This window comes from Telluria aromaticivorans (assembly GCF_013003915.1).
Classification (GTDB): domain Bacteria; phylum Pseudomonadota; class Gammaproteobacteria; order Burkholderiales; family Burkholderiaceae_D; genus Telluria; species Telluria aromaticivorans.
In genome coordinates, this window is record NZ_JABAIV010000005.1 from 239,818 (window position 1) to 260,805 (window position 20,988).

Below are 20,988 nucleotides of genomic sequence, written 5' to 3' on the forward strand. Positions count from 1 at the left end.
AATTGGCGTTACCACTTACCTAAGCAACGTCATTCCCGCGAAGGCGGGAATCCAATTTGACGTCAGCCGCGTCAACGCACCCGCATCAGCAATTCCCCGCCTGCACCGCCTCCAGCGGCGTCTCTTCCTGTTGCCGGTGCCCGCTGGCCACCGGCTGGCGGCTTTCGGCGGTGAGTTGCAGCTCTTCGAGCTCCGGATCGTCCACGTTGCGCAGTTCGAGGTAGCGGTCGAGGGCCTGGTCGAGGCGGGGCAGCAGGATGCCGCGCTCGCTCGTCAAGGCGCAGTAGGCAGGACGCGCCGCCGTGAAATCGATAGAACGGGCCTCGAGACGGCTGGCATCCACGCCCGCGCGTTCCGCGGCCTTCAAAGCCAGGTCGGCCCAGCTCAGGGCGCCGCCGTTCGACAGGTGCCAGATGCCGGCCTCGCGGTCGATCGCCAGGTCCAGGCAGGCGTGCACCAGGTCAGGCACGTAAGTCGGCGTGATGGTCAGGTCGTTCGAGGCGGTAAAGGATTCGCCGCGCTCGAGCGCGTTCAGCGCCAGGGTGACGAAGTTGTGCTGGTCCCAGGGGCCGAAGAAGGCGCTGGTGCGCACCATGAGTGCGCCAGGGTGCTTGTCCAGCACCGCGCTTTCCGCTTCGGCCTTGCTGCGGCCGTAGACGCCCAGCGGCGCCACCGGGTCCGATTCCACATAAGGGCGGTCCTGCTTGCCGTCGAATACGAGGTCGCTGGAGAAGCTGGTCAGGTGCACGCCATGGCGCGCGCAGGCGGCCGCCAAAATCGCCGGGCCGGCCGTGTTTTCGCGGAAGCAGCGCTCGGCGTCGTTCTCCGCATCGTCCACGCGCACATAGCCGGCGGTGTTGATGACGGCCCATGGCTGGTATTCGGCAAGGGCGCGCTCGACCGAATTGCTATCTGCGATGTCCATCTCCTTGCGCGACAGCAGGCGGAAGGCGATGTTGCGCTTGCGGCAGACGCGCGCAAAAGCGCGGCCCAGGGTGCCGGTGGCGCCCAGGATCAGGATCGGGGCCGCGCCGGTACCCACCAGGCGGTGGCCGTCGGCCGAGATCGACGTGAGGGCGCTCGGGGTAGCGACCGGCGGATGGCAGAGGAAGCGGCCCGGGCGGCGCCACCAACCCTGGCCGCGCAGCACCGGGTGCGACAGCGGCTTGTTCGACGACAGTTCCTGCATCATTTTCGCCAGCGCGGTCGGGCGCGGCTGCGGCGAACGCACGTCGAACGGGCCCGGCTCGTAATAGCCCTTGTTCTGGGTGACCAGGCTGTTCCAGTCGAAGGAACCGAGCAGCGACCAGACGGTGACGGCGCGCACGTCGACGCCGTTCTGCTGCGATTGCTGGGCCGCTTCCCAGATCTCGAGCAGCCAGCGCAGCTGGTCTTCGCGGTTGGCGTCGATGTGGGCTTCGGTGATCGCCAGCGGGATGCCGTAGCGGTCCCAGACTTCCGCCAGCAAGGGGGCGATGCCCGGCGTCGGCGTGGCCAGCACGCGCGAGGCTTCGATGTCGGCGCACGGAATGCCGTCGGCCACGCCGCGGTGGTTTTCCGGGAAGCGCTCGGGACGGTGGTCGAGCCAGCGTTCGGAGGTGACATAGTAATTGACGCCGATGATGTCGGGCGGGCAGGTGTTCTCGCGGAACCACAGGAATTCGGAGGCGTCGATCCCGGTCTTGAGCAGGTAGCTCCAGAGCGCGTGTCCGGGGCCGACCATGCCGCACAGCAGGTCCCAGGCCAGCCAGCGGCGCTCGTTGTAGAACTCGGCGACGTCGGCCATCTCTAGCGTGCCATAAGTCTTGCCGAGGTCGTCGGTCTGGACCAGCTTCGCGTTCGGGTTGACGGCGCGGATCGCGCGCATCGACAGCACGACGGCGCGGCATTGCACCAGCAGCGATTCGATGAAGGTGCGGTCATCGCGGCCGTGCGGGTACCAGACGCCGTACAGGCCGGCGAAGCGCGCGGTGGTGCAGGGTTCGTTGACCGGGGTATAGAGCTCGACCCAGGGATAGCGCGCGGCGACGGCGCCGGCGTATTCGGCCAGCTGCTCTGCAAAGGCCGGGTCCACCAGGCTGGTGTGGCGCGGGCCGCTGCCGTGGTGCACTAGTCCGACGATCGGGTTCACACCGGCCTCGCGCAGCGCGGGCAGGCGCTCGTCGGGCCAGCTCCAGTCGGCCTTGTCCAGGCCTTCGGGGGCGGTACGTTCCCACAGCACGGGATAGCGGATGGCCTTGATGCCGGTGGACGCGAAGCGGTCGATGTCGCAGGCGCGCCCGGCATGGCCGTTACGATCGAGCTGGCTGAAATACTCGTCGCGCACGCGGTTGACCGTGCATTCGAGGCCGCCCCAGAGTTCCAGTGGACGGACATGGCTGTTCGTGCTCTCTTTTTTATTCATCAAATTCACCAATTATTAATCTTATTGCAACAAAAAAACTGCAAGTGGGCATCCCAGTGAAAAAATACAAGAAGGGGAGCCGCGCCTGCCGGGTCATGGAGCCGGAAGCGGTTGACAGCAGAGCATCAACCTGCAACCATGCAGTCCATGAATTTTCTGAAAGCACATCACATTTTTCCTGCCTGGTGGCGCCGCTGATAGCGCGCGGCCACGGGAATGATGTGCATTTCAACTAACGCCGCCTCGATCCGGGTGGCGTTTTCTTTTTGGGCGCAGGAGGATCGGGGCCAAGACAAGGAAACACGATGAGCTCGCAAAACCCCTCCGCAGTCCCTGCCAACCAGGCGCCAATCATCCTTACCGGTGACCGGCCAACCGGCCCGCTGCACCTCGGCCACTTCGTGGGCAGCCTGCGCAACCGTGTCGCTTACCAGGACACCTATCGTCAGTTCGTGATGCTGGCAGACGCCCAGGCGCTGACCGACAACATGGATGACATTGGTAAGGTACACCGGAACGTAGTCGAGGTGGCGCTCGATTACCTCGCCTGCGGCATCGATCCGGCCCGGACCACCATCCTGATCCAGTCGCAGATTCCGGAGCTGACCGAGCTCACCTTCTACTACCTGAACCTGGTCACCGTGGCGCGCCTGGAGCGCAACCCGACGGTCAAGCAGGAGATCATCCTGCGCGGTTTCGAGCGCGATATCCCGGCCGGCTTCCTGACCTATCCGGCCAGCCAGGCCGCCGACATCACCGCCTTCAAGGCGACCGTGGTGCCGGTGGGCGACGACCAGATCCCGATGATCGAGCAGTGTAACGAGATCGTGCGCAAGTTCAACCGCAGTGTTGGCCAGGAGATCCTGGTCGAGTGCAAGGCGATCGTGCCGGAAGTCGGCCGCCTGCCGGGCATCGACGGCCGCGCCAAGATGAGCAAGTCGCTGGGCAATACCATCAACCTGGGCGCATCAAGCGACGAGATCCGCGCGGCGGTCAAGCAGGTCTATACCGACCCGCTGCACCTGAAGGTGTCCGACCCCGGCCACATCGAGGGCAACGTGGCCTTCATCTACCTGGATGCCTTCGATACCGACAAGGAAGGCCTGGCCGAGATGAAGGCGCACTACCAGCGCGGCGGGCTGGGTGACAGCATCGTCAAGAAGCGTTTAGAGGGCATCTTGCAGGAGATGCTGGCCCCGATCCGTGCGCGCCGCGAGGAGTTTGCCAAGGACCGCGGGCAGGTAATGCAGATCCTGAAGGAAGGCACGATGCGCGCGCGCGAAGTGGCGGCGGCGACGACGGATGAAGTGCGCAAGGCGCTGGGGCTGTCGTACTTCTGATCGATCGCTGTCGCCCGACTAGCCACTGAACCGTAGGGTGGGCAGATTCTGCCCACGCGTTCAAGCGGCCAAAGAATAGCCGCGCGATTGTTCATCCACTGATTGAACGCGTGGGCAAGAAACTTGCCCACCCTACGAGGCGCGGCAGCTCCACCGATAGCGGTGCCGGCCCCGAGATGCGGCGGCGGCACGGTATCGGACTCCGGTACCCCGAGTACCATAAAACATCCCCTCGCAATCCCCACTGGATCGCACTTCCCCCCAATGGCAAGCTACCGCCTTCACCGCATCGGAGGACTCCCATGAGCAAAGGCCTGCGCCTGACCGAGAAATGGATGCAACGCGCCCTGTGGCTGGTTGCGTTCGCGTTTGCCGCCTTCCTGATCGGCCTTGGCGGAAAAGTCGTCGAAAACCTGTGGGACGTCGAGCAGCCGCTGACGGTCGAAGGATTCATGGACCCGGCACAAGTGCGCAGCCTGCGTGCGGAAGAAGCGCGCCTGGAAGCGCGCCGCGATGCTGCCCAGCTGGCGCTGGAACAGGCGAAGCAGAAGCACGAGGTGGCGCGCTCGAATACCGCCTCGTCGCGCCAGACCTTCGACAACTGGCTGGCAACCCGCCGCGCCACCGCGCGGCCCGACCAGGATCCCGAGCTGATCGCCCGCACCCGCGCACTCGATGCGCTGGAAGCCGGCGAGCGCACCGCACTGGCGGCTGTCGAAACCCAGCAACAAGGCCTGCTTGACGCACATCAGGCACTGGCTGGGACGCAGGAGCGCTGGAAACGGATGGAAGGCCCGGCCTATACCGCCTGGCTCAAGGCGTCGACTTCCAAGGAATTGCGGGTCTTCCTGTACCGCCTGGCACTGACACTCCCCCTGCTGGTGCTGGCCGGCTGGCTGTTCGCCCGCAAGCGCCAGGGCCAGTACTGGCCCTTCGTCTGGGGCTTCATCATCTTTGCCCTGTTTGCGTTCTTTTTCGAACTTGTTCCCTACCTGCCCAGCTATGGCGGTTATGTGCGCTACCTGGTCGGCATCGCCATCACCGTGCTGGTGGGACGCTATGCGATCGTTTCCCTGCAGCGCTACCTGGCGCGGCAACGGCAGGCCGAAGCGCTCCCGGACGTCGAGCGCCGCCAGACCCTGCGCTACGACGCCGCGCTGGCCCGGCTGGGCAAGGGCGTCTGCCCGGGCTGCGAGCGGCCGGTCGACCTGAAGGACGCCGCCCTCGATTACTGCCCGCACTGCGGCATCGGCCTGTTCGACCGCTGCACCTGCTGCACGACGCGCAAGAACGCCTTTGCGCGCTTCTGCTTCGCCTGCGGTACGGCGGCCAATACGACACTGGCCGACTGAAATCAGCCGGCCAGTGGGTCACAAGCCCGGAGGCTCGTGCAGGTCAATCGCAGCGTTTAGTCACGCAGGTCGGCCGGCACCTTGCCGCCATTGGCTGCCAGCTTGTTCATGACCTGCTTGTGCAGCCAGATGTTCATCGAGGCCGAGTCGCTGGTGTCGCCGCTGTAGTGCAGTTCGGCGGCCAGTTCCTTGCGGGCCTGCAGGCTGCTGTCCAGGTCGAGCAGTTTCAGCAGGTCGACGATCGAGCTGCGCCAGTTCAGCTGCTGGCCCGAAGCCTGTTGTTTGGCGGTCAGGATTTCCTCGACGTCGACCTGGTCCATGGCGGCCGGGGCAGGGGCGGCCGGGGCCGGCTGCTGGGCTTGTGGCGCAGTTGGCGCCGGTGCCGGTGCGGCAGGGCCCTTGTTGGCGGCGTGCGATTTCGGGAAAATCTTGCTGAAGATATTGCTCAGGATGCCCATAGTGTCCTCTTGTGCTTGTGGTTGATGGAAGGGTGAATGGATCAGCGGCGCATGTTCTGCGCCATGTGGCCCAGGGCGATGGCGAGCGCAGCGCCGCCGATAGCCTTGACCAGGGTCGGGTTGTCGGCATAGAAGTCGCCCATGCGGTCGACGATGCTCGGGTTTTGCTGCTCGGCCTTTTCGGCCAGGTCGCGCACGTCGTCAGGCGAGATCTGCTCGGCCTGTTCCGGCGTGACCTGGGTTGGGGTGCGGCCGCCGAATATCTTGCCGAGGCCGCCGTTGCCGAGCGAGGCCAGTACCGTGGGGCCGAGGGTGGCGAGCAGCTGGTTGAGCATGCCGGCACGCTGGTTCGGATTGCTCTGGCCGAACATCTGGCTGACCATTTGCGGGAAGGGTGGGGTCTGGTCGGAGCGCAAGGCCCCGGTCACGCCTTGCGCCAAGGCGTCACGCGGCGCGTTCTGCGCGACACGGTCGAAATCGTCTGCGGCCTGGTTCTGGTTGATTCCGCCTGCACCGGCGGCGCCGCCCAGGTATTGCGTCAGTAGGTTGCCTAGATCAAATGCCATTTTTCACTCCCTGCTGTAACGTGATTGAATATCGAGGGTAGGCGCTATGACAAGCATTTCTCTGTTCGGTATCCAACGGTGGGCGGCCGAAAGGCGTGGTTCCTTTCCATGTAGACATCTAACCCTTGGCCGGGGTAAGCTTCCCGCATGCCTTACCTGCCGCTTTTGCTGTTTACCGCCGTCTACGGATTCGCCAGCTTTGCCTGGAACCTGCCGCCCCTGGTCGGTGCTGCCTACCTGGTAGCCAGCCTGAGCTGCTTCGTGGCCTACGCGATCGACAAGTCGGCGGCGAAAAGCGGCAACTGGCGCACGCCGGAAGCAAGTTTGCTGCTGCTTGGCCTGGTGGGCGGCTGGCCAGGCGGACTGTTGGCACAGCAATGGCTGCGCCACAAGACGTCGAAAGCATCGTTCCAGTGGAAGTTTTACCTGACCGTCGCGCTGAACCTGGGTCTATTCCTCTACCTCTCCCGGGAGCTCGGCATCCGCAGTACCTGAGCCTGACCTGACGCAGTCACTTGAAATCCTTCGGGAGGAGTGCAAGCATGTGGCCTTATCCCCGGATCCTGTCCCACCGCGGCGGCGGCACGCTCGCTCCGGAAAACACCTTTGCCGGACTGCGGCGCGGCATGGACTATGGTTTCCGCGCGGTGGAATTCGACGTCATGCTGGCGCGCGACGGCGTCCCGGTGGTGATCCACGACCCTTATCTCGGCCGCACCGTCACCGGCGCCGGCCACGTGTTCGACTACGACGCGCTCGAGCTGGCGCGGATGGATGCCGGCAGCTGGTTCGGCGCCGACTACCGCGGCGAGCCGGTGCCGCTGTTCGTCGAATTCGCCCAGTATTGCAAGGCGCACGGCATCTGGATGAACATCGAGATCAAGCCGGCGCGGGGCTTCGACGCCGAGACCGGCGAGGCGGTGGCGCGCATCACCCGCGCCATGTTTGCCGGCGAACTCGCGGCGGGAGACCTGGCGCGGGTTCCACTGCTGTCCTCGTTCAGCCTGGCTGCGCTGGAAGCGGCGCAGCGGGCCGCGCCGGACCTGCCGCGCGCCTGCCTGATGAGCGAGCTGCCGCCGGGCTGGGAGCCGCTGGCGCGCTCGGTCGGGGCGGTCGCGATCCATACCAACCACAAGCACCTGACGCCGGAACTGGCGCAGGCCGTGATCGATGCCGGTTTCGGCCTGTTCTGCTACACGGTCAACGAGCCGGTCCGGGCCGCCGAGCTGCTGGAATGGGGCGTCGACGCTTTCTGCACCGACCGCGTGGACCTGATTGGCCCGGAGTTCGGCCAACAACGCGGCCAACAACGCCGATGAGCTCTGGATCAAATGATATTTACGAAAATAATCATTCCCAGCCTCAAGTAGATTGACCAGTTGTCGTTAATGACAGGCGACCGCCCCTCCGGGCCGAGGCCACCATGTCACTATCGATCAACACCAACGTCCAATCGCTGAATACGCAGCGTGCGCTCACGCTGCACGCGGCAAGCCAGGAGAAGCTCATCGCTCGCCTGAGCTCCGGCTCGCGCATCAACAGCGCGTCCGACGATGCGGCCGGGCAGGCGATTGCCGCGCGCATGACGGCGACCCAGCGCGGGATGAGCCAGGCGGCGCGCAACATCAGCGACGGCACCTCCATGCTGCAGGTGGCCGATGGCGCCATGGCGAACGTGGTCGACAACCTGCAGCGCCTGCGCGAGCTGGCGGTGGCTTCCGGCAACGGCGCCTACACCGACAAGGACCGCGCCGCCTTGCAGCACGAGGCCGCGCAGCTGCTCAAGCAGATCAACGAGGTGGGTGGGCAGACCCAGTTCAACGGCAACACCATCTTCGCCCAGGAACGCACCAGCATCGGCGGCGACGAGCGCAAGCGCACCGTGCTCGACGGCCTGAAGACGGGCTGGCTGGCATCAAGCGAGGACATGATCAAGCAGTATTACGGGATCAGTGCGGACGGCGCCAGGATCACGGTCAACCTCGAGGGTGGCGATGGGGGCGGCGGCGTACTGGCCTCGGTGTCCGGCACCGTTGGCGGCGACGGCAAGTTCAACAACCTGAGCCTGAACCTCGACATGGCCGACTTCGGCACGGCCGCGACGCCCGATGGCGGCGGCGCGCCGTTCTACAGCGACCGCATCGTCGCGCACGAGATGGCGCACGCCATCATGGGGCGTTCGATGAACTACTTTGGCCTGCCGCAGTGGTTCCGCGAAGGCACGGCGGAACTGATCCACGGCGCGGACGAGCGCCTGCGCGGCGCCATCGCGGGCGGCTCCACCGCGGCCGGCATCGTCGGCGTCATCGCCGGCGGCGGTTTTACCTACGAAGGCGGCTATGTCGCCAGCCGCTACATGCACGACAAGCTGAAAGACCTGGGCGTGGAGGGCGGCATCAAGGGCGTGATGCAGTACCTGGACCAGAACCAGTCGGCCGACCTGGGCGTGGCCCTGAATGCGGTGACCGGCGGCCGGATTGCCAGCACGGCTGCCTTCCTCAGCGATTTCGGCACCAACGGCGCGAACTTCATCGCTACGAAGATGGACCTGTGGAACGCCGACACCGGCGCCATCGGCGGCCTCGATGCCGATGGCACCACGGCGCGCAACGCCCGCGCCGTGGTGCCGGACAGCGGCACCAGCAACGCCTCGGACGGGCTGGCGAACTTCGTGGTGACCTACCCGGAGCTGGGCGGGGCCACCGGCGTGAACCGGATGCAGATCCAGGTCGGCGACGGTGCGAACGACCTGATCGAGCTGCAATTCTCGTCGATGAACGCCGGCGCGCTCGGGCTGGCCGACCTGGACCTGGAGAACGCGGCCGTCTCGCTGCTGCACCTTGACCAGGCGCTGGAATTCGTCAACCAGCAGCGGGTGAACGTGGGCGCGGCCAGCAACCGGCTCGACCTGGTCGCCAGCGGGCTGCAGACCAATGCCGTCAACCTGGCCGCGGCCAAGGAGCGGATCGAGGGCGTGGACTACGCCGGCACGGCCGCGGGACTGACGCGCGCGCAGATCCTGCAGCAGGCGGCATCGGCGATGCTGGCGCAGGCGAACAGCCAGCCGCGGGCGGTGCTTTCCCTGTTGCGCTGACATGCCTCCCTGCTCCGCAGCGCGCGTTTTCCCTCCTTACCCCAATGTTAGCCAGTTAGTGAGAAACGTAGGGTGGGCAGGGTAGTTCAGTCCAGTGGACTGAATTACCTTGCCCACCCTACGAGTCGCCGGCGGCTCTTAAGTGACTGGCATTGCTCCTTACCCGTAAATATTGGCCGGACTAATAATCCCCCAGTCGGCTACGCTATAATCGATTTTTTATACAGCATGCTGCCTCCTCACGCCCATACGACATGAAATCCTCTGAAATCCGCGAAAAGTTCCTCAAGTTCTTCGAGTCCAAAGGCCACGCCATTGTCCGTTCCAGCCCGCTGGTGCCGGGCAACGACCCGACCATGCTGCTGACCAACAGCGGAATGGTGCAGTTCAAGGATGTGTTCCTGGGCCTGGATACGCGCCCGTACTCGCGCGCGACCTCCGTGCAGCGCTGCGTGCGCGCCGGCGGCAAGCACAACGACCTGGAAAACGTCGGCTACACCGCGCGCCACCACACCTTCTTCGAGATGCTGGGTAACTTCAGCTTCGGCGACTATTTCAAGCGCGACGCGATCAACTACTGCTGGGAGCTGCTGACCAAGGTCTACCTGCTGCCGGCCGAGAAGCTCACCGTCACCGTCTATTTCGAGGACGACGAAGCCTACGACATCTGGGCCAATGAGATCGGCGTGCCGAAAGAGCGCATCATCCGCATCGGCGACAACAAGGGCGCGCGCTACGCGTCGGATAACTTCTGGCAGATGGCCGACACCGGCCCATGCGGCCCGTGCACCGAAGTGTTCTACGACCACGGCGCCGACATCTGGGGCGGCCCTCCGGGTTCGCCAGACGAAGACGGCGACCGCTTCATCGAGATCTGGAACCTGGTGTTCATGCAGTTCAACCGCGACGAATCGGGCACCTTGAGCCCGCTGCCGAAGCCGTCGATCGACACCGGCATGGGCATGGAGCGCCTCGCCGCCGTGCTGCAGCACGTGCACAGCAACTACGAGATCGACCTGTTCCAGGCCCTGATCAAGGCCGCCGCGCGCGAAACCGGCGCCGAAGATTTGAACAACAACTCGCTGAAGGTCATCGCCGACCACATCCGCGCAGCCTCGTTCATGATCGTCGACGGCATCATCCCGAGCAGCGAAGGCCACGGCTACGTCCTGCGCCGCATCATCCGCCGCGCGCTGCGCCACGGCCACAAGCTTGGGCAAACCCGCCCGTTCTTCCACAAGCTGGTGGCGGACCTCGATCTTGAAATGGGCACCGCCTATCCGGAACTGCATGAGGCGGCAGCGCGCGTTGCGCAGACCCTCAAGACCGAGGAAGAGCGTTTCGGCGAGACGCTGGAAAACGGCATGAAGATCCTGGAAGCGCAGCTCGCCAAGGACGCGAACAAGCTCGATGGCGGCACCGCCTTCACGCTGTACGACACCTACGGCTTCCCGCTCGACCTCACCGCCGACATCTGCCGCGAGCGTGGCATCACGCTCGATGAAGAGGGCTTCACCGCGGCGATGGAGCAGCAGAAGAAGACCGCGCGCGCCGCCGGCAAGTTCAAGATGGCCGCCAAGGTCGAGTATGCGGGCGAGAAGACCAAGTTCGTCGGCTATGAATCGCTGGCCCACAACACCCACGTGCTGGCGCTGTATGCCGACGGCGTGTCGGTCCAGGAACTGAAGGCCGGCCAGGACGGCATCGTGGTGCTCGACACCACCCCGTTCTACGCCGAATCCGGCGGCCAGGTCGGCGACCAGGGCGTGATTGGCTCGGGCACCAACGTGTTCGAAGTCGAAGACACGCTCAAGATCCAGGCCGACGTCTTCGGCCACCACGGCGTGCTGCGCGAAGGCTCGCTCAAGGTCGGCGACACGGTCGATGCGCAAGTCGACACCGCCAAGCGCGCACGCACCATCCGCAACCACTCGGCGACCCACCTGATGCACAAGGCCTTGCGCGAAGTGCTGGGCAGCCACGTGCAGCAGAAAGGCTCGCTGGTCGATGCGGACAAGACCCGCTTCGACTTCAGCCACGGCGCCCCGCTGACGCTTGACGAAATCGCGAAGGTCGAGACCATCGTCAACCGCGAGATCCTCGAGAACCACGCGACCGCCTCGCACAACATGTCCTTCGACGACGCTCTGAAGCATGGCGCGATGGCGCTGTTCGGCGAGAAGTACGGCGACACCGTGCGCGTGCTGGACATCGGCAGCTCGAAAGAACTGTGCGGCGGCGTCCACGTGACCCGCACCGGCGACATCGGCCTGTTCAAGATCGTGTCGGAAGGCGGCGTCGCCGCCGGCATCCGCCGCGTCGAAGCGGTGACGGGCGAGGGCGCGCTGGCGCTGGTGCAGGTTATCAATCGCAAGCTGCAGGAGGCCGCAGGCGCTTTGAAGACCAGCCCGGACGAACTGCCGTCGCGCATCGCCCAGGTGCAGGACCAGGTCAAGTCGCTCGAGAAGGAAGTGGCGGCACTGAAGTCGAAGCTGGCGTCGGGCCAGGGCGACGAGCTGCTGGCCAAGGCCATCGACGTGAACGGCATCAAGGTGCTGGCCGCGACCATGGACGGCGCCGACGCCACCGCGCTGCGCGAGACCATGGACAAGCTCAAGGACAAGCTGGGCACCGCCGCCATCGTGCTGGCGAGTGTGCTCGACGGCAAGGTCAGCCTGATCGCCGGCGTGACCAAGGATGCCACCGGCAAGGTCAAGGCGGGCGAGCTGGTGAACTTTGTCGCCCAGCAGGTTGGCGGCAAGGGCGGCGGCCGTCCGGACATGGCGCAGGCCGGCGGTACCGATCCTTCCAACCTGCCTGCGGCACTGGCCGGCGTGGCTGGCTGGGTGGGCGAACGCGCCTGATCCTGGTTCCTGTTGAACATGAAAGCCGCCTCGGACTAATGCTGTTCAGTTAGCATGAAAATGTAGGGTGGCCGGCTTCGCCGGCCGCGCGTTCAAATCACCGATGCTCTGTGGCAGATCACATCGGAGCTGGACGCGCGGCCGTTCGTCGTTCAGGTCACTGGCCTGAACGACCCCGGCCACCCTGCTTTAACTGAACGGCATCAGCCGCCTCGGGCGGCTTTTTTTATTGGTTCATCCGGCAGTCGATCTGGCGCAAGGAGGGCACTGTTTTTGCGCAGTGCAGTATTGACAATAGTTTCTTACAATCGCCTCCGGTTTGATTTTCTGTGAAGCCGGCATGATGGAGCCGTAAGGGCAGTTGCTGGCGCTGCCGGGCTCGCTTGAAGTTTCTTTACCCGTACTGCATATATCGGGTGGCGCACCACGTCGATGCTGCCTGTACTCATTTTTGTTGCAAAAAAGTGCACAAGCATGGTTAATTTGACATTCGGTTGCAGGCCTGCAACAATGTGTGACTATTTTGGTGCGCTGCGTCATACGGCCGAAATTGGAGTAGTATTCGAGTTCCAGCACCACCCACTGAGTAGGGCAAGCGATGAGCGTCACCATTATCGATATTGACACCATGGAATTCCAGAGAGACCTGGATGCGCGCGGACTGAATTGCCCGTTGCCGATCCTTAAAGCCAAGAAGGCACTCGCCGAAATGGAGAGCGGACAGGTATTGCGCATCGTCGCGACCGACACCGGTTCCGTGCGCGATTTCCAGGCGTTTGCCAAGCAGACCGGCAACGCCCTGCTGGCGCATACCCACGAACACGGCGAGTTCACCTTCCTGATGCGCCGCAAATAACAGCAGCGCCTTCTCCCAGCGGCAGCCTCGACCAGGCTGCCCGCTTCGCATAAAAGGCTCTTCACGAATGCATAAGCGCATGATTGCCGCACTGTTGGCGGCATGCACCTCAGCCGCATTCACATCCGCATCCGCATCTGACGACACGCTGGCGAAACTGGCCTGGCTGCAGGGATGCTGGGCCGCTAGTGGAGCCGAGCGCGGCTCCGGCGAACAATGGATGGGCCCCGCCGGCGGCACCATGCTCGGCATGAGCCGCACCGTGCGCAAAGGCCGTACCGTCGAGTACGAGTTCATCCGCATCGAGCAGGGCGCGGACGGCAAGCTCGCTTTCGTCGCCCAGCCATCCGGCCAGCCGCAGGCTTCCTTCCCGCTGCTGCGCGAGGACGGCGACAGCGTCGTGTTCGAGAACCTGGCGCATGATTTCCCCCAGCGCGTCATCTACCGCCGCGCCGGCGCAAGCGGCCTGCACGCCCGCATCGAAGGCAAGGGCAAGGGCATCGACTTCCCCATGTCGCGCACGCCCTGCATCCCCGAATAAAAGCCGTCGCCGGCAGTTGTGATTGTGGCAAAATCGACCATTCTCGATCCGTCACGGGTTTCGATCATGCGCCATCCCTTCCGCTCGTCCCACATGCGCCGCCTCGGCACGATTGCGCTGTCGCTGGCGCTGGTCGGCGCCTGCACCGTGGCACCCACGGCCGTGGACAAGACGGCGAAGGCGCCGGTGCTGGACGGTTATGGCGGCGCTACCTTGCAACCATCCAGCGCCAACCCCGCGGCGCGTAGCCTGTTCGCGCAAGGCATGGCGCAGGCCTATGCCTTCAACCGTCCGGAAGCGATCCGCGCCTTCAAGGCCGCGCTGGCGCAAGACCCGTCCTGCGGCATGTGCGCCTGGGCGGTCGCCTGGCAGATGGGGCCCAACATCAACAACCCGAAGCGGGGCGACCTGCGCGAGGCGGTGCGCCACGTCGACCACGCGCTGGACAAGCTCGACGGCGCATCAAAGCGCGACCGCGCCCTGGTCGAATCGCTGGCGCTGCGCTATGGCCATGCGTCCGCCCGCGGGCGCGCGCTGCCTGCTCCAGAAATCTGCCGCTCGCCCGCCGGCGGGCGTGGCGAACCGGCAGACCCGCTGGATATCGCCTACGCGGCCCGCCTGCGCGAACTCGCCGATCAGTTCCCGCTCGACCCCGACGTCCTGACGCTGTACGCCGAGGCCGAACTGGTGGCGAGCGACCGCGACTGGTGGGACGACGCCACCGGCAAGCCGTCAGGCCGGGTAGGGGAGGTGGCCGACCGCATCCAAGCGGCGCTCGCGCGCACCCCCGAACACGTGGGCCTGAATCACTACATGATCCACGCTGTCGACGCGGTGCCGGTCGCGGCGCGCGCGGTGCACGCGGCGGACCGGCTCGGCCGGCTGGCGCCGAAGTCGCCGCACCTGCTGCACATGCCCTCGCACACCTACGCCCACGTCGGGCGCTATGCCGACGCGACCCGCGTGAACCAGCTGGCGGTGGCGGCGGACGAAGCGCTGATCGCCGACCTGGGGCGCCAGGGTTTCCCCGTCGCCTTCGACTGGCGCGGCCACAATACGCACTTCCAGTGGTACGGCGCCCTGATGGAAGGCCGGGGCGAGCTGGCGCTCGACACCGCGCGCGCCGCCGCCGGCCGTGCCAAGGGCACGCATGAATACGCCGAGTACGTGCGCAGCCTGCCGGCATTGACCCTGCTGCACCTGCAGCGCTGGGACGCCCTGTTGGTCGAGCCGCTGCCGTCCGGCGACAAGGGCCTGGGCCTGGTCCTCGGCGAGATGGCGCGCGGGATTGCCATGCTGCGCAAGGGCGATGCCGCCGGCGCCAGGGCCGCGTTGGCGCGGGCCCAGCCGCAGGCCGACGCACTGGTGGCGAAACACACTGGCAAGGACTACATCGCGCGCATGCTGCGCAGCCTGGCCGGCAGCGCCTCCAGGGAGCTGGCCGCCGAACTGGCGTTCACGGAAGGCCGCATCGATGCGGCGCTGGCGCTGCAGGCGCAGGCGGTGGAGGCCGGGCTCGATGCCGGCCGCGCCGAGCCGCCGATGCTGGCCAGTGGGCCGCGCCTGCGCCTGGGCGCCATGCAGCTGCGGGCGCGCCGCTTCGCCGAGGCAGAGCAGACTTTCCGCGCCGACCTGGCCACGCATCCGGCCAGCGGCTGGGCCTTGCATGGCCTGGGCAAGGCGCTGGCCGCGCAGGGCAAGACGCTGGACGCCGACGCTACCCGGCGCCGTCTCGCGGACAGCTGGGCGCGCGCCGAGCCCGGGGTGCGCGGTGCGCTGTAGCAGGGTGCAAGCGCGCGGCCTGCTGCTGCCCGCACTTGCGCACGCGCAGGTTTAGGAGAAAACCTCTAGCCGCAAATCGCACGATCGTGCTTTAATTTCGACCTGAAGCCGAATTTCTCATATAATCTAGGCCCTCGTCTGTCACTCACTTCATTTTCTAAAGGCACCCTATGAAAGTCCTGGTACCCGTCAAACGCGTGGTCGACTACAACGTCAAGGTCCGCGTCAAATCCGACGGCAGCGGCGTGGATATCGCCAACGTCAAGATGTCGATGAACCCGTTCGACGAGATCGCGCTGGAAGAAGCCACGCGCCTGAAGGAGACCGGCAAGGTCCTTGAGGTGGTGGCGGTGTCGGTGGGCGTGGCCCAGTGCCAGGAGACCCTGCGTACCGGTATGGCGATCGGCGCCGACCGCGGCATCCTGGTCGAGACCAACGGCGAGACCGAGCCGCTGGCCGTGGCCAAGATCATGAAGGCGCTGGCCGACAAGGAACAGCCGCAGCTGATCATTCTGGGCAAACAGGCGATCGACGACGATTCGAACCAGACCGGCCAGATGCTGGCTGCGCTGCTGGGCTGGCCGCAGGCGACCTTCGCGTCGAAGGTCGTGCTGGAAGACGGCAAGGTCACCGTGACCCGTGAAGTGGACGGCGGCCTGGAGACCATCTCCCTGACCCTGCCTGCGATCATCACCACCGACCTGCGCCTGAACGAGCCGCGCTACGTGACGCTGCCGAACATCATGAAGGCGAAGAAGAAGCCGCTGGAAACCGTCAAGCCGGAAGACCTGGGCGTCGACGTGAGCCCGCGCCTGAAGACCCTGAAGGTCGTCGAGCCGGCCAAGCGCTCGGCGGGCGTGAAAGTGCCGGACGTGGCGACGCTGGTGCAGAAGCTGCGCACCGAAGCCAAAGTCATCTAAATCCGCGCTCGTACCCAATACAAGGAAATAACATGGTCGCACTCGTCATTGCAGAACACGACAACGGCTCCCTCAAGGGCGCTACCCACCACACCGTAACCGCGGCCGCCCAGTGCGGCGGCGAAGTCCACATCCTGGTCGCAGGCTCCGGTTGCGGCGCCGCCGCCGAAGCCGCCGCTGGAATCGCGGGCGTCTCCAAAGTGCTGGTCGCCGACGCGCCGCATTTTCTAGATGGCCTGGCCGAAAACGTCGCCGAGCAGGTGCTGGCGATCGCCGGCAGCTATTCGCACATCCTGGCCCCGGCCACCGCCTACGGCAAGAACATCCTGCCGCGCGTCGCCGCCAAGCTGGACGTGGCCCAGATCTCGGAAATCACCAAGGTCGATTCGCCGGACACTTTCGAGCGCCCGATCTACGCCGGTAACGCGATCGCCACCGTGCAATCAAACGACAGCGTGAAAGTCATCACCGTGCGCGGCACCGCCTTCGATTCCGCAGCCGGCGGTGGTTCGGCTGCGATCGAACAGGTCGCAGCCGTCGGCGACTTCGGCAAGTCGGCGTTCGTCGGCCGCGAACTGGCCGTCTCGAGCCGTCCGGAACTGACCGCCGCCAAGATCATCGTCTCGGGTGGCCGTGGCCTGGGTTCGGCCGAGAACTTCAAGATCCTCGAGCCGCTCGCCGACAAGCTGAACGCCGCCATGGGCGCCTCGCGCGCCGCGGTCGACGCGGGCTTCGTGCCGAACGACTGGCAGGTTGGCCAGACCGGCAAGATCGTCGCCCCGACCCTGTACATCGCAGTGGGCATCTCCGGCGCGATCCAGCACCTGGCCGGCATGAAGGATTCGAAGGTCATCGTCGCGATCAATAAAGACCCGGAAGCGCCGATCTTCTCGGTGGCGGACTACGGCCTGGTGGGCGATTTGTTCGAAGTCGTGCCGCAGCTGGTGCAGGAACTGGGTTAAGCCGTTCAGGGAACTGATTAAACCGTTCGCGGTGGATTCCACCACCGAAGCATGAACCGTCGTTCCCGCGCAGGCGGGAACCCAATTTCGATGCGTATCCTGTAGCGTTCGACGCTAGTGGCGGCGCGAACAAACTTGGGTTCCCGCCTTCGCGGGAACGACGTTTTACTTTATAACGTAGGTTGCCTGTGGCGTTCGACGCCGTGGGCCCGGCGATAGACACATCGTCACATCAGGAGACAAAGTTGAGCTACCAAGCCCCGCTGAAAGACATGCAGTTCGTGCTGAACGAACTGGCCAACCTGGCCGAGATCAACCAGCTTCCCGGCTGCGAAGACGCGACCGAAGATACCGTCAGCGCCGTGCTCGAAGAGAGCGCGAAGTTCTGCGGCGAAGTCATCGCGCCGCTGAACCACGCGGGCGACAAGGAGCCGAGCTCCTGGAAAGACGGCAGCGTCACCACCTCGAAGGGCTTCAAGGAAGCCTTCCGCGCCTTTGGTGAAGGCGGCTGGCAGGGTATCCAGCACCCGAGCGAATTCGGCGGCCAGGGCCTGCCGAAGCTGGTGGCCACGCCATGCATCGAGATGCTGCACGCCGCGAACCTGTCGTTCGCGCTGGCCCCGCTGCTGACCGACGGCGCCATCGAAGCGCTGCTGACCGCAGGCACGGATGAACAAAAGGCGCTGTTCCTCGAGCCGCTCATCAGCGGCAAGTGGACCGGCACCATGAACCTGACCGAGCCGCAGGCCGGTTCCGACCTGGCCGCCGTGCGCACCCGCGCCGAGCCGCAGGGCGACGGCACCTTCAAGGTCTTCGGCACCAAGATCTTCATCACCTACGGTGAGCACGACATGGCGGAGAACATCATCCACCTCGTGCTGGCGCGCACCCCGGATGCACCGGCGGGCGTGAAGGGCATCTCGCTGTTCATCGTGCCGAAATTCCTGGTCAACGCCGACGGCTCGCTGGGCGCGCGCAACGACGCGCACTGCGTCTCGATCGAGCACAAGCTGGGCATCAAGGCCTCGCCAACGGCGGTGCTGCAGTTCGGCGACGGTGGCGGCGCCATCGGCACCCTGGTGGGCGAAGAGAACCGCGGCCTCGAATACATGTTCATCATGATGAACGCGGCCCGCTTCGGCGTCGGCATGCAGGGCGTCGGCCTGGCCGATCGCGCCTACCAGCAGGCGGTGGCGTTCGCGAAAGACCGCGTGCAGTCGCGCGAAGTGGCTGGCTCGCCTGGCCCGGTGGCGATCATCAACCACCCGGACGTGCGCCGCATGCTGATGTCGATGCGCTCGCAGACGGAAGCCGCGCGCGCGCTTGCCTATGTCGGCGCGGCTTACTCGGACATCGCCCACAGCCACGCGGATGAAGCGACCCGGAAAGCAAACCTCGCCGTCTATGAATACCTGGTCCCGATCATCAAGGGCTGGTCGACCGAGATGAGCGAGAACGTCGCACGCGACGGCGTGCAGGTACATGGCGGCATGGGCTTCATCGAAGAAACCGGCGCCGCCCAGCACTACCGCGACGCCAAGATCCTGACCATCTACGAAGGCACCACCGCGATCCAGGCCAACGACCTGGTCGGCCGCAAGACCGTGCGTGATGGTGGCGCCGTCGCCAAAGGTTTGATCGCACAGGTGCGTGCGGTCGAGGCGCAGCTCGGTGAAGTGCAGGGCGACGAGTTCGCAGCGATCCGCCGCCAGCTCGCGCTGGGCAGCAGCGCGCTGGAAGAAGTGGTCGACTACATGGTGGCGAACGTTAAATCGGACGTGCGCGGCGTGTTCGCCGGCAGCGTGACCTACCTGAAGCTGGCCGGCATCGTGCTGGGCGGCTGGCAGATGGCGCGTGCTGCGTTGGTAGCATCGAAGAAGCTGGAAGCGGGCGAGGGCGATGCCTCTTTCCTGCGCGCGAAGATCGCCACTGCGCGCTTCTTTGCCGACCACGTGCTGTCGACGGCCCCTGGCCTGCGTACCGCGATCGTGGAAGGCGCGCCTGGCGTGCTGGCGCTGGAGGCCGAGCAGTTCTAAGTAGTTGGTAGGGTGGACGGCTTTGCCGTCCGCGCGTTCAAGCAGCGGTAGCACGGCCACGCCGCGGCTTTTTCACGCTAACTATCACCGCGTGGGCGTTTGTAATTCCGGGCATTGCCCGAAATTACCCCGCCCACCCTACAAAACCAATCAACCGTAGGCGCCGCCGGTGTAGAGCAGATCGAACACCCGCGCAATCATCCCGATCAGTGCAATCGCGCCGATACCCACGGTCAGCACCAGCAGCAGGGCCAGCATCCAGTTCGAGCGCGATGCTTTGCCGCTGTCTTTGTTGTGCTGCGCATCCCAGGCCTCGTCCGGCGTGAGCCCGATGACCAGTGCCTCGACGAAGCCCACCACATAGGACAGCAGGATCGGCAGCACGACATAGAACGGATGCGGATGCACCGCGCCCCACAGGATGCCGGTGACGGGCAGGCTGCACAGGTGTAGCAGGCCAAGCCGGTCGACCGGCCCCTTGATGTAGAAGCGGTGGACGCCGAATCCGCCCAGCAGCAGGGCGAGGAGGGTAGCGATGGTTTTGTTCTTGTGCCGGACAGCCATGAGCGTTGCCAAAAGTTCAGGAAGCCACGAGTATGGTGCAAAATGGCAAGGAAGGCACGCGTCTCCTGCGGCCGCTACCCAGGATCGCTCCACGATGATCAAATCGCGTCCCTACCTGTCGAAAATCCAGCTCAAGGCATCGGCCCCGGTCGGGTCGCAGGATTTTCCCTTCAGCCTGCCAGCGGTGCGTGCGCTGGAGCGCCTGGTGCTGCATCCGAACGTCACCTTCCTGGTCGGTGAAAACGGTTCCGGCAAGTCCACGCTGCTCGAAGCCATCGCCGTCGGCATGGGTTTCAACGCGGAAGGCGGCAGCCAGAATTTCAACTTCGCCACCCGCGCATCGCATTCGAGCCTGCACGAGCACCTGCGGTTGGTGCGCAGCATCGAGCGCCCGCGCGACGGCTTCTTCCTGCGCGCCGAGAGCTTCTATAACGTCGCCAGCGAGATCGAGCGCCTGGCTGTGGGGCAGGCCTATGGCGGCAAGTCCCTGCACGACCAGTCCCACGGCGAGGCCTTCCTGAGCCTGTTCATGAGCCGCTTCGGGCGGGACAGCTTCTACGTGCTGGACGAGCCGGAGGCGGCCTTGTCGCCGCAGCGCCAGCTCGCCCTGCTCAGCCGGCTGCACGACCTGGTCGAAGAGCATAGCCAGTTCGTCATCGCCACCCATTCGCCGATCCTGATGGCCTATCCGAACGCCATCATCTACGAATGCGGCGAGCACGGCATCCGACCGGTCGCCTACGAAGAAACGGAACACTACCGCGTGACCCGCGATTTCCTCGCCAACCCGGCGCGCATGCTCAAGATCCTGATGGGGCAATCCTAGGGAAGGGCGGCAACGATGGCCTTGTGGCGCGAAATCGGCGATAATGCTCAATTCGCCGGGGTTGCGCGCCGGGTTGTCATTAACGCTTGCCGCTGTGCGGACATGCGCGCTATAATCGTCGGCTTTCTCCGTCCAGTACAACTTTTTGGAATTATTATGGTCGTTATCCGTTTGGCTCGTGGCGGCGCAAAAAAGCGCCCGTTCTACAACATCGTTGCAACCGATTCGCGTAACCGTCGCGATGGCCGTTTCATCGAGCGCATCGGTTTCTACAACCCGATGGCATCGGGCGCTGAAGTCGGCCTGCGTATCGCAGCTGACCGCCTGGCTCACTGGCAAGGCGTTGGCGCACAACTGTCGCCAACCGTTGCCCGCCTGGTCGCAAACCAGCAGCCTGCAGCCTAAGTAAGGTTTTACCGGTTT

General features: G+C 65.1%; 18 protein-coding genes. 14 read left to right on the forward strand and 4 right to left on the reverse strand.

Features of this window, described 5'->3' with window-relative positions; all coding sequences use genetic code 11:
- Positions 1-85: 85 nt before the first annotated feature.
- On the reverse strand, positions 86-2,404 hold the full coding sequence (locus tag HGB41_RS15790; RefSeq protein WP_171086107.1) for a family 1 glycosylhydrolase: 2,319 nt from the start codon (positions 2,402-2,404) through the stop codon (positions 86-88).
- A gap of 305 nt (positions 2,405-2,709) precedes the next feature.
- Here HGB41_RS15790 and trpS point away from each other — a divergent pair, with 305 nt between their 5' ends.
- Together trpS and HGB41_RS15800 are read left to right on the forward strand one after the other, a co-directional pair.
- The gene (gene trpS / locus HGB41_RS15795; protein WP_171086109.1) at positions 2,710-3,744 is read left to right on the forward strand and encodes a tryptophan--tRNA ligase; all 1,035 of its coding nucleotides are present in this window, start codon (positions 2,710-2,712) and stop codon (positions 3,742-3,744) included.
- A 302-nt stretch (positions 3,745-4,046) separates the two neighbouring features.
- A complete protein-coding gene (locus HGB41_RS15800; RefSeq protein WP_171086111.1) occupies positions 4,047-5,096 on the forward strand; it encodes a zinc ribbon domain-containing protein in 1,050 nt (349 codons plus the stop codon).
- A gap of 56 nt (positions 5,097-5,152) precedes the next feature.
- Here HGB41_RS15800 and HGB41_RS15805 read toward each other — a convergent pair whose 3' ends face one another.
- Together HGB41_RS15805 and HGB41_RS15810 are read right to left on the reverse strand one after the other, a co-directional pair.
- Positions 5,153-5,554 carry a DUF3597 domain-containing protein gene (locus HGB41_RS15805; protein WP_171086114.1) on the reverse strand — a complete coding sequence of 134 codons (402 nt, stop codon included), beginning with the start codon at positions 5,552-5,554 and terminating at the stop codon, positions 5,153-5,155.
- Between the two features lie 41 nt (positions 5,555-5,595).
- Positions 5,596-6,120 (reverse strand): hypothetical protein, encoded by a 525-nt coding sequence (locus tag HGB41_RS15810; protein WP_229423060.1) that lies wholly within the window; start codon positions 6,118-6,120, stop codon positions 5,596-5,598.
- A 147-nt stretch (positions 6,121-6,267) separates the two neighbouring features.
- Here HGB41_RS15810 and HGB41_RS15815 point away from each other — a divergent pair, with 147 nt between their 5' ends.
- The 10 genes from HGB41_RS15815 (at position 6,268) to HGB41_RS15860 (ending at position 19,175) form a co-directional block, all read left to right on the forward strand.
- Positions 6,268-6,615, forward strand: a complete 348-nt coding sequence (locus HGB41_RS15815; protein ID WP_171086116.1) for a DUF1294 domain-containing protein — start codon at positions 6,268-6,270, stop codon at positions 6,613-6,615.
- 47 nt (positions 6,616-6,662) lie between these two features.
- Positions 6,663-7,439 (forward strand): glycerophosphodiester phosphodiesterase, encoded by a 777-nt coding sequence (gene ugpQ, locus HGB41_RS15820; RefSeq protein ID WP_171086118.1) that lies wholly within the window; start codon positions 6,663-6,665, stop codon positions 7,437-7,439.
- Positions 7,440-7,543: 104 nt separating this feature from the next.
- On the forward strand, positions 7,544-9,214 hold the full coding sequence (locus HGB41_RS15825; RefSeq protein ID WP_171086120.1) for a flagellinolysin: 1,671 nt from the start codon (positions 7,544-7,546) through the stop codon (positions 9,212-9,214).
- A 254-nt stretch (positions 9,215-9,468) separates the two neighbouring features.
- Positions 9,469-12,078, forward strand: coding sequence for an alanine--tRNA ligase (gene alaS, locus HGB41_RS15830; protein ID WP_171086122.1), 2,610 nt, complete (start codon positions 9,469-9,471; stop codon positions 12,076-12,078).
- Between the two features lie 628 nt (positions 12,079-12,706).
- A complete protein-coding gene (locus tag HGB41_RS15835; RefSeq protein ID WP_171086358.1) occupies positions 12,707-12,934 on the forward strand; it encodes a sulfurtransferase TusA family protein in 228 nt (75 codons plus the stop codon).
- Between the two features lie 79 nt (positions 12,935-13,013).
- Positions 13,014-13,475 carry a DUF6265 family protein gene (locus HGB41_RS15840; RefSeq protein ID WP_171086124.1) on the forward strand — a complete coding sequence of 154 codons (462 nt, stop codon included), beginning with the start codon at positions 13,014-13,016 and terminating at the stop codon, positions 13,473-13,475.
- A gap of 66 nt (positions 13,476-13,541) precedes the next feature.
- The gene (locus HGB41_RS15845; RefSeq protein WP_171086127.1) at positions 13,542-15,257 is read left to right on the forward strand and encodes a hypothetical protein; all 1,716 of its coding nucleotides are present in this window, start codon (positions 13,542-13,544) and stop codon (positions 15,255-15,257) included.
- A 170-nt stretch (positions 15,258-15,427) separates the two neighbouring features.
- On the forward strand, positions 15,428-16,177 hold the full coding sequence (locus tag HGB41_RS15850; RefSeq protein ID WP_171086129.1) for an electron transfer flavoprotein subunit beta/FixA family protein: 750 nt from the start codon (positions 15,428-15,430) through the stop codon (positions 16,175-16,177).
- A gap of 32 nt (positions 16,178-16,209) precedes the next feature.
- On the forward strand, positions 16,210-17,139 hold the full coding sequence (locus HGB41_RS15855) for an electron transfer flavoprotein subunit alpha/FixB family protein (RefSeq protein WP_171086130.1): 930 nt from the start codon (positions 16,210-16,212) through the stop codon (positions 17,137-17,139).
- 245 nt (positions 17,140-17,384) lie between these two features.
- The gene (locus HGB41_RS15860) at positions 17,385-19,175 is read left to right on the forward strand and encodes an acyl-CoA dehydrogenase (protein WP_171086132.1); all 1,791 of its coding nucleotides are present in this window, start codon (positions 17,385-17,387) and stop codon (positions 19,173-19,175) included.
- 150 nt (positions 19,176-19,325) lie between these two features.
- On the opposite strand, the gene HGB41_RS15865 is transcribed toward HGB41_RS15860, so the two are convergent.
- Complete coding sequence (locus tag HGB41_RS15865) at positions 19,326-19,739, reverse strand: NINE protein (RefSeq protein WP_171086134.1); 414 nt, start codon at positions 19,737-19,739, stop codon at positions 19,326-19,328.
- Positions 19,740-19,833: 94 nt separating this feature from the next.
- On the opposite strand from HGB41_RS15865, the gene HGB41_RS15870 reads away from it, so the two are divergent.
- Both HGB41_RS15870 and rpsP read left to right on the forward strand, forming a co-directional pair.
- Positions 19,834-20,565, forward strand: a complete 732-nt coding sequence (locus HGB41_RS15870) for an AAA family ATPase (RefSeq protein ID WP_171086136.1) — start codon at positions 19,834-19,836, stop codon at positions 20,563-20,565.
- A gap of 156 nt (positions 20,566-20,721) precedes the next feature.
- The gene (gene rpsP / locus HGB41_RS15875; RefSeq protein WP_036216003.1) at positions 20,722-20,970 is read left to right on the forward strand and encodes a 30S ribosomal protein S16; all 249 of its coding nucleotides are present in this window, start codon (positions 20,722-20,724) and stop codon (positions 20,968-20,970) included.
- Positions 20,971-20,988 lie beyond the last annotated feature (18 nt).

Excerpts from the sequence above, each read along its gene's own strand:
- HGB41_RS15790 (WP_171086107.1), bottom strand. The coding sequence starts at position 2,404 with ATGAATAAAAAAGAGAGCACGAACAGCCATGTCCGTCCACTGGAACTC.
- HGB41_RS15825 (WP_171086120.1), top strand. The coding sequence starts at position 7,544 with ATGTCACTATCGATCAACACCAACGTCCAATCGCTGAATACGCAGCGT.
- HGB41_RS15865 (WP_171086134.1), bottom strand. The coding sequence starts at position 19,739 with ATGGCTGTCCGGCACAAGAACAAAACCATCGCTACCCTCCTCGCCCTG.
- HGB41_RS15805 (WP_171086114.1), bottom strand. The coding sequence starts at position 5,554 with ATGGGCATCCTGAGCAATATCTTCAGCAAGATTTTCCCGAAATCGCAC.
- HGB41_RS15835 (WP_171086358.1), top strand. The coding sequence starts at position 12,707 with ATGGAATTCCAGAGAGACCTGGATGCGCGCGGACTGAATTGCCCGTTG.
- HGB41_RS15840 (WP_171086124.1), top strand. The coding sequence starts at position 13,014 with ATGATTGCCGCACTGTTGGCGGCATGCACCTCAGCCGCATTCACATCC.
- HGB41_RS15855 (WP_171086130.1), top strand. The coding sequence starts at position 16,210 with ATGGTCGCACTCGTCATTGCAGAACACGACAACGGCTCCCTCAAGGGC.
- alaS (WP_171086122.1), top strand. The coding sequence starts at position 9,469 with ATGAAATCCTCTGAAATCCGCGAAAAGTTCCTCAAGTTCTTCGAGTCC.
- HGB41_RS15850 (WP_171086129.1), top strand. The coding sequence starts at position 15,428 with ATGAAAGTCCTGGTACCCGTCAAACGCGTGGTCGACTACAACGTCAAG.
- HGB41_RS15815 (WP_171086116.1), top strand. The coding sequence starts at position 6,268 with ATGCCTTACCTGCCGCTTTTGCTGTTTACCGCCGTCTACGGATTCGCC.
- HGB41_RS15810 (WP_229423060.1), bottom strand. The coding sequence starts at position 6,120 with ATGGCATTTGATCTAGGCAACCTACTGACGCAATACCTGGGCGGCGCC.
- ugpQ (WP_171086118.1), top strand. The coding sequence starts at position 6,663 with ATGTGGCCTTATCCCCGGATCCTGTCCCACCGCGGCGGCGGCACGCTC.
- trpS (WP_171086109.1), top strand. The coding sequence starts at position 2,710 with ATGAGCTCGCAAAACCCCTCCGCAGTCCCTGCCAACCAGGCGCCAATC.
- rpsP (WP_036216003.1), top strand. The coding sequence starts at position 20,722 with ATGGTCGTTATCCGTTTGGCTCGTGGCGGCGCAAAAAAGCGCCCGTTC.
- HGB41_RS15870 (WP_171086136.1), top strand. The coding sequence starts at position 19,834 with ATGATCAAATCGCGTCCCTACCTGTCGAAAATCCAGCTCAAGGCATCG.
- HGB41_RS15845 (WP_171086127.1), top strand. The coding sequence starts at position 13,542 with ATGCGCCATCCCTTCCGCTCGTCCCACATGCGCCGCCTCGGCACGATT.
- HGB41_RS15800 (WP_171086111.1), top strand. The coding sequence starts at position 4,047 with ATGAGCAAAGGCCTGCGCCTGACCGAGAAATGGATGCAACGCGCCCTG.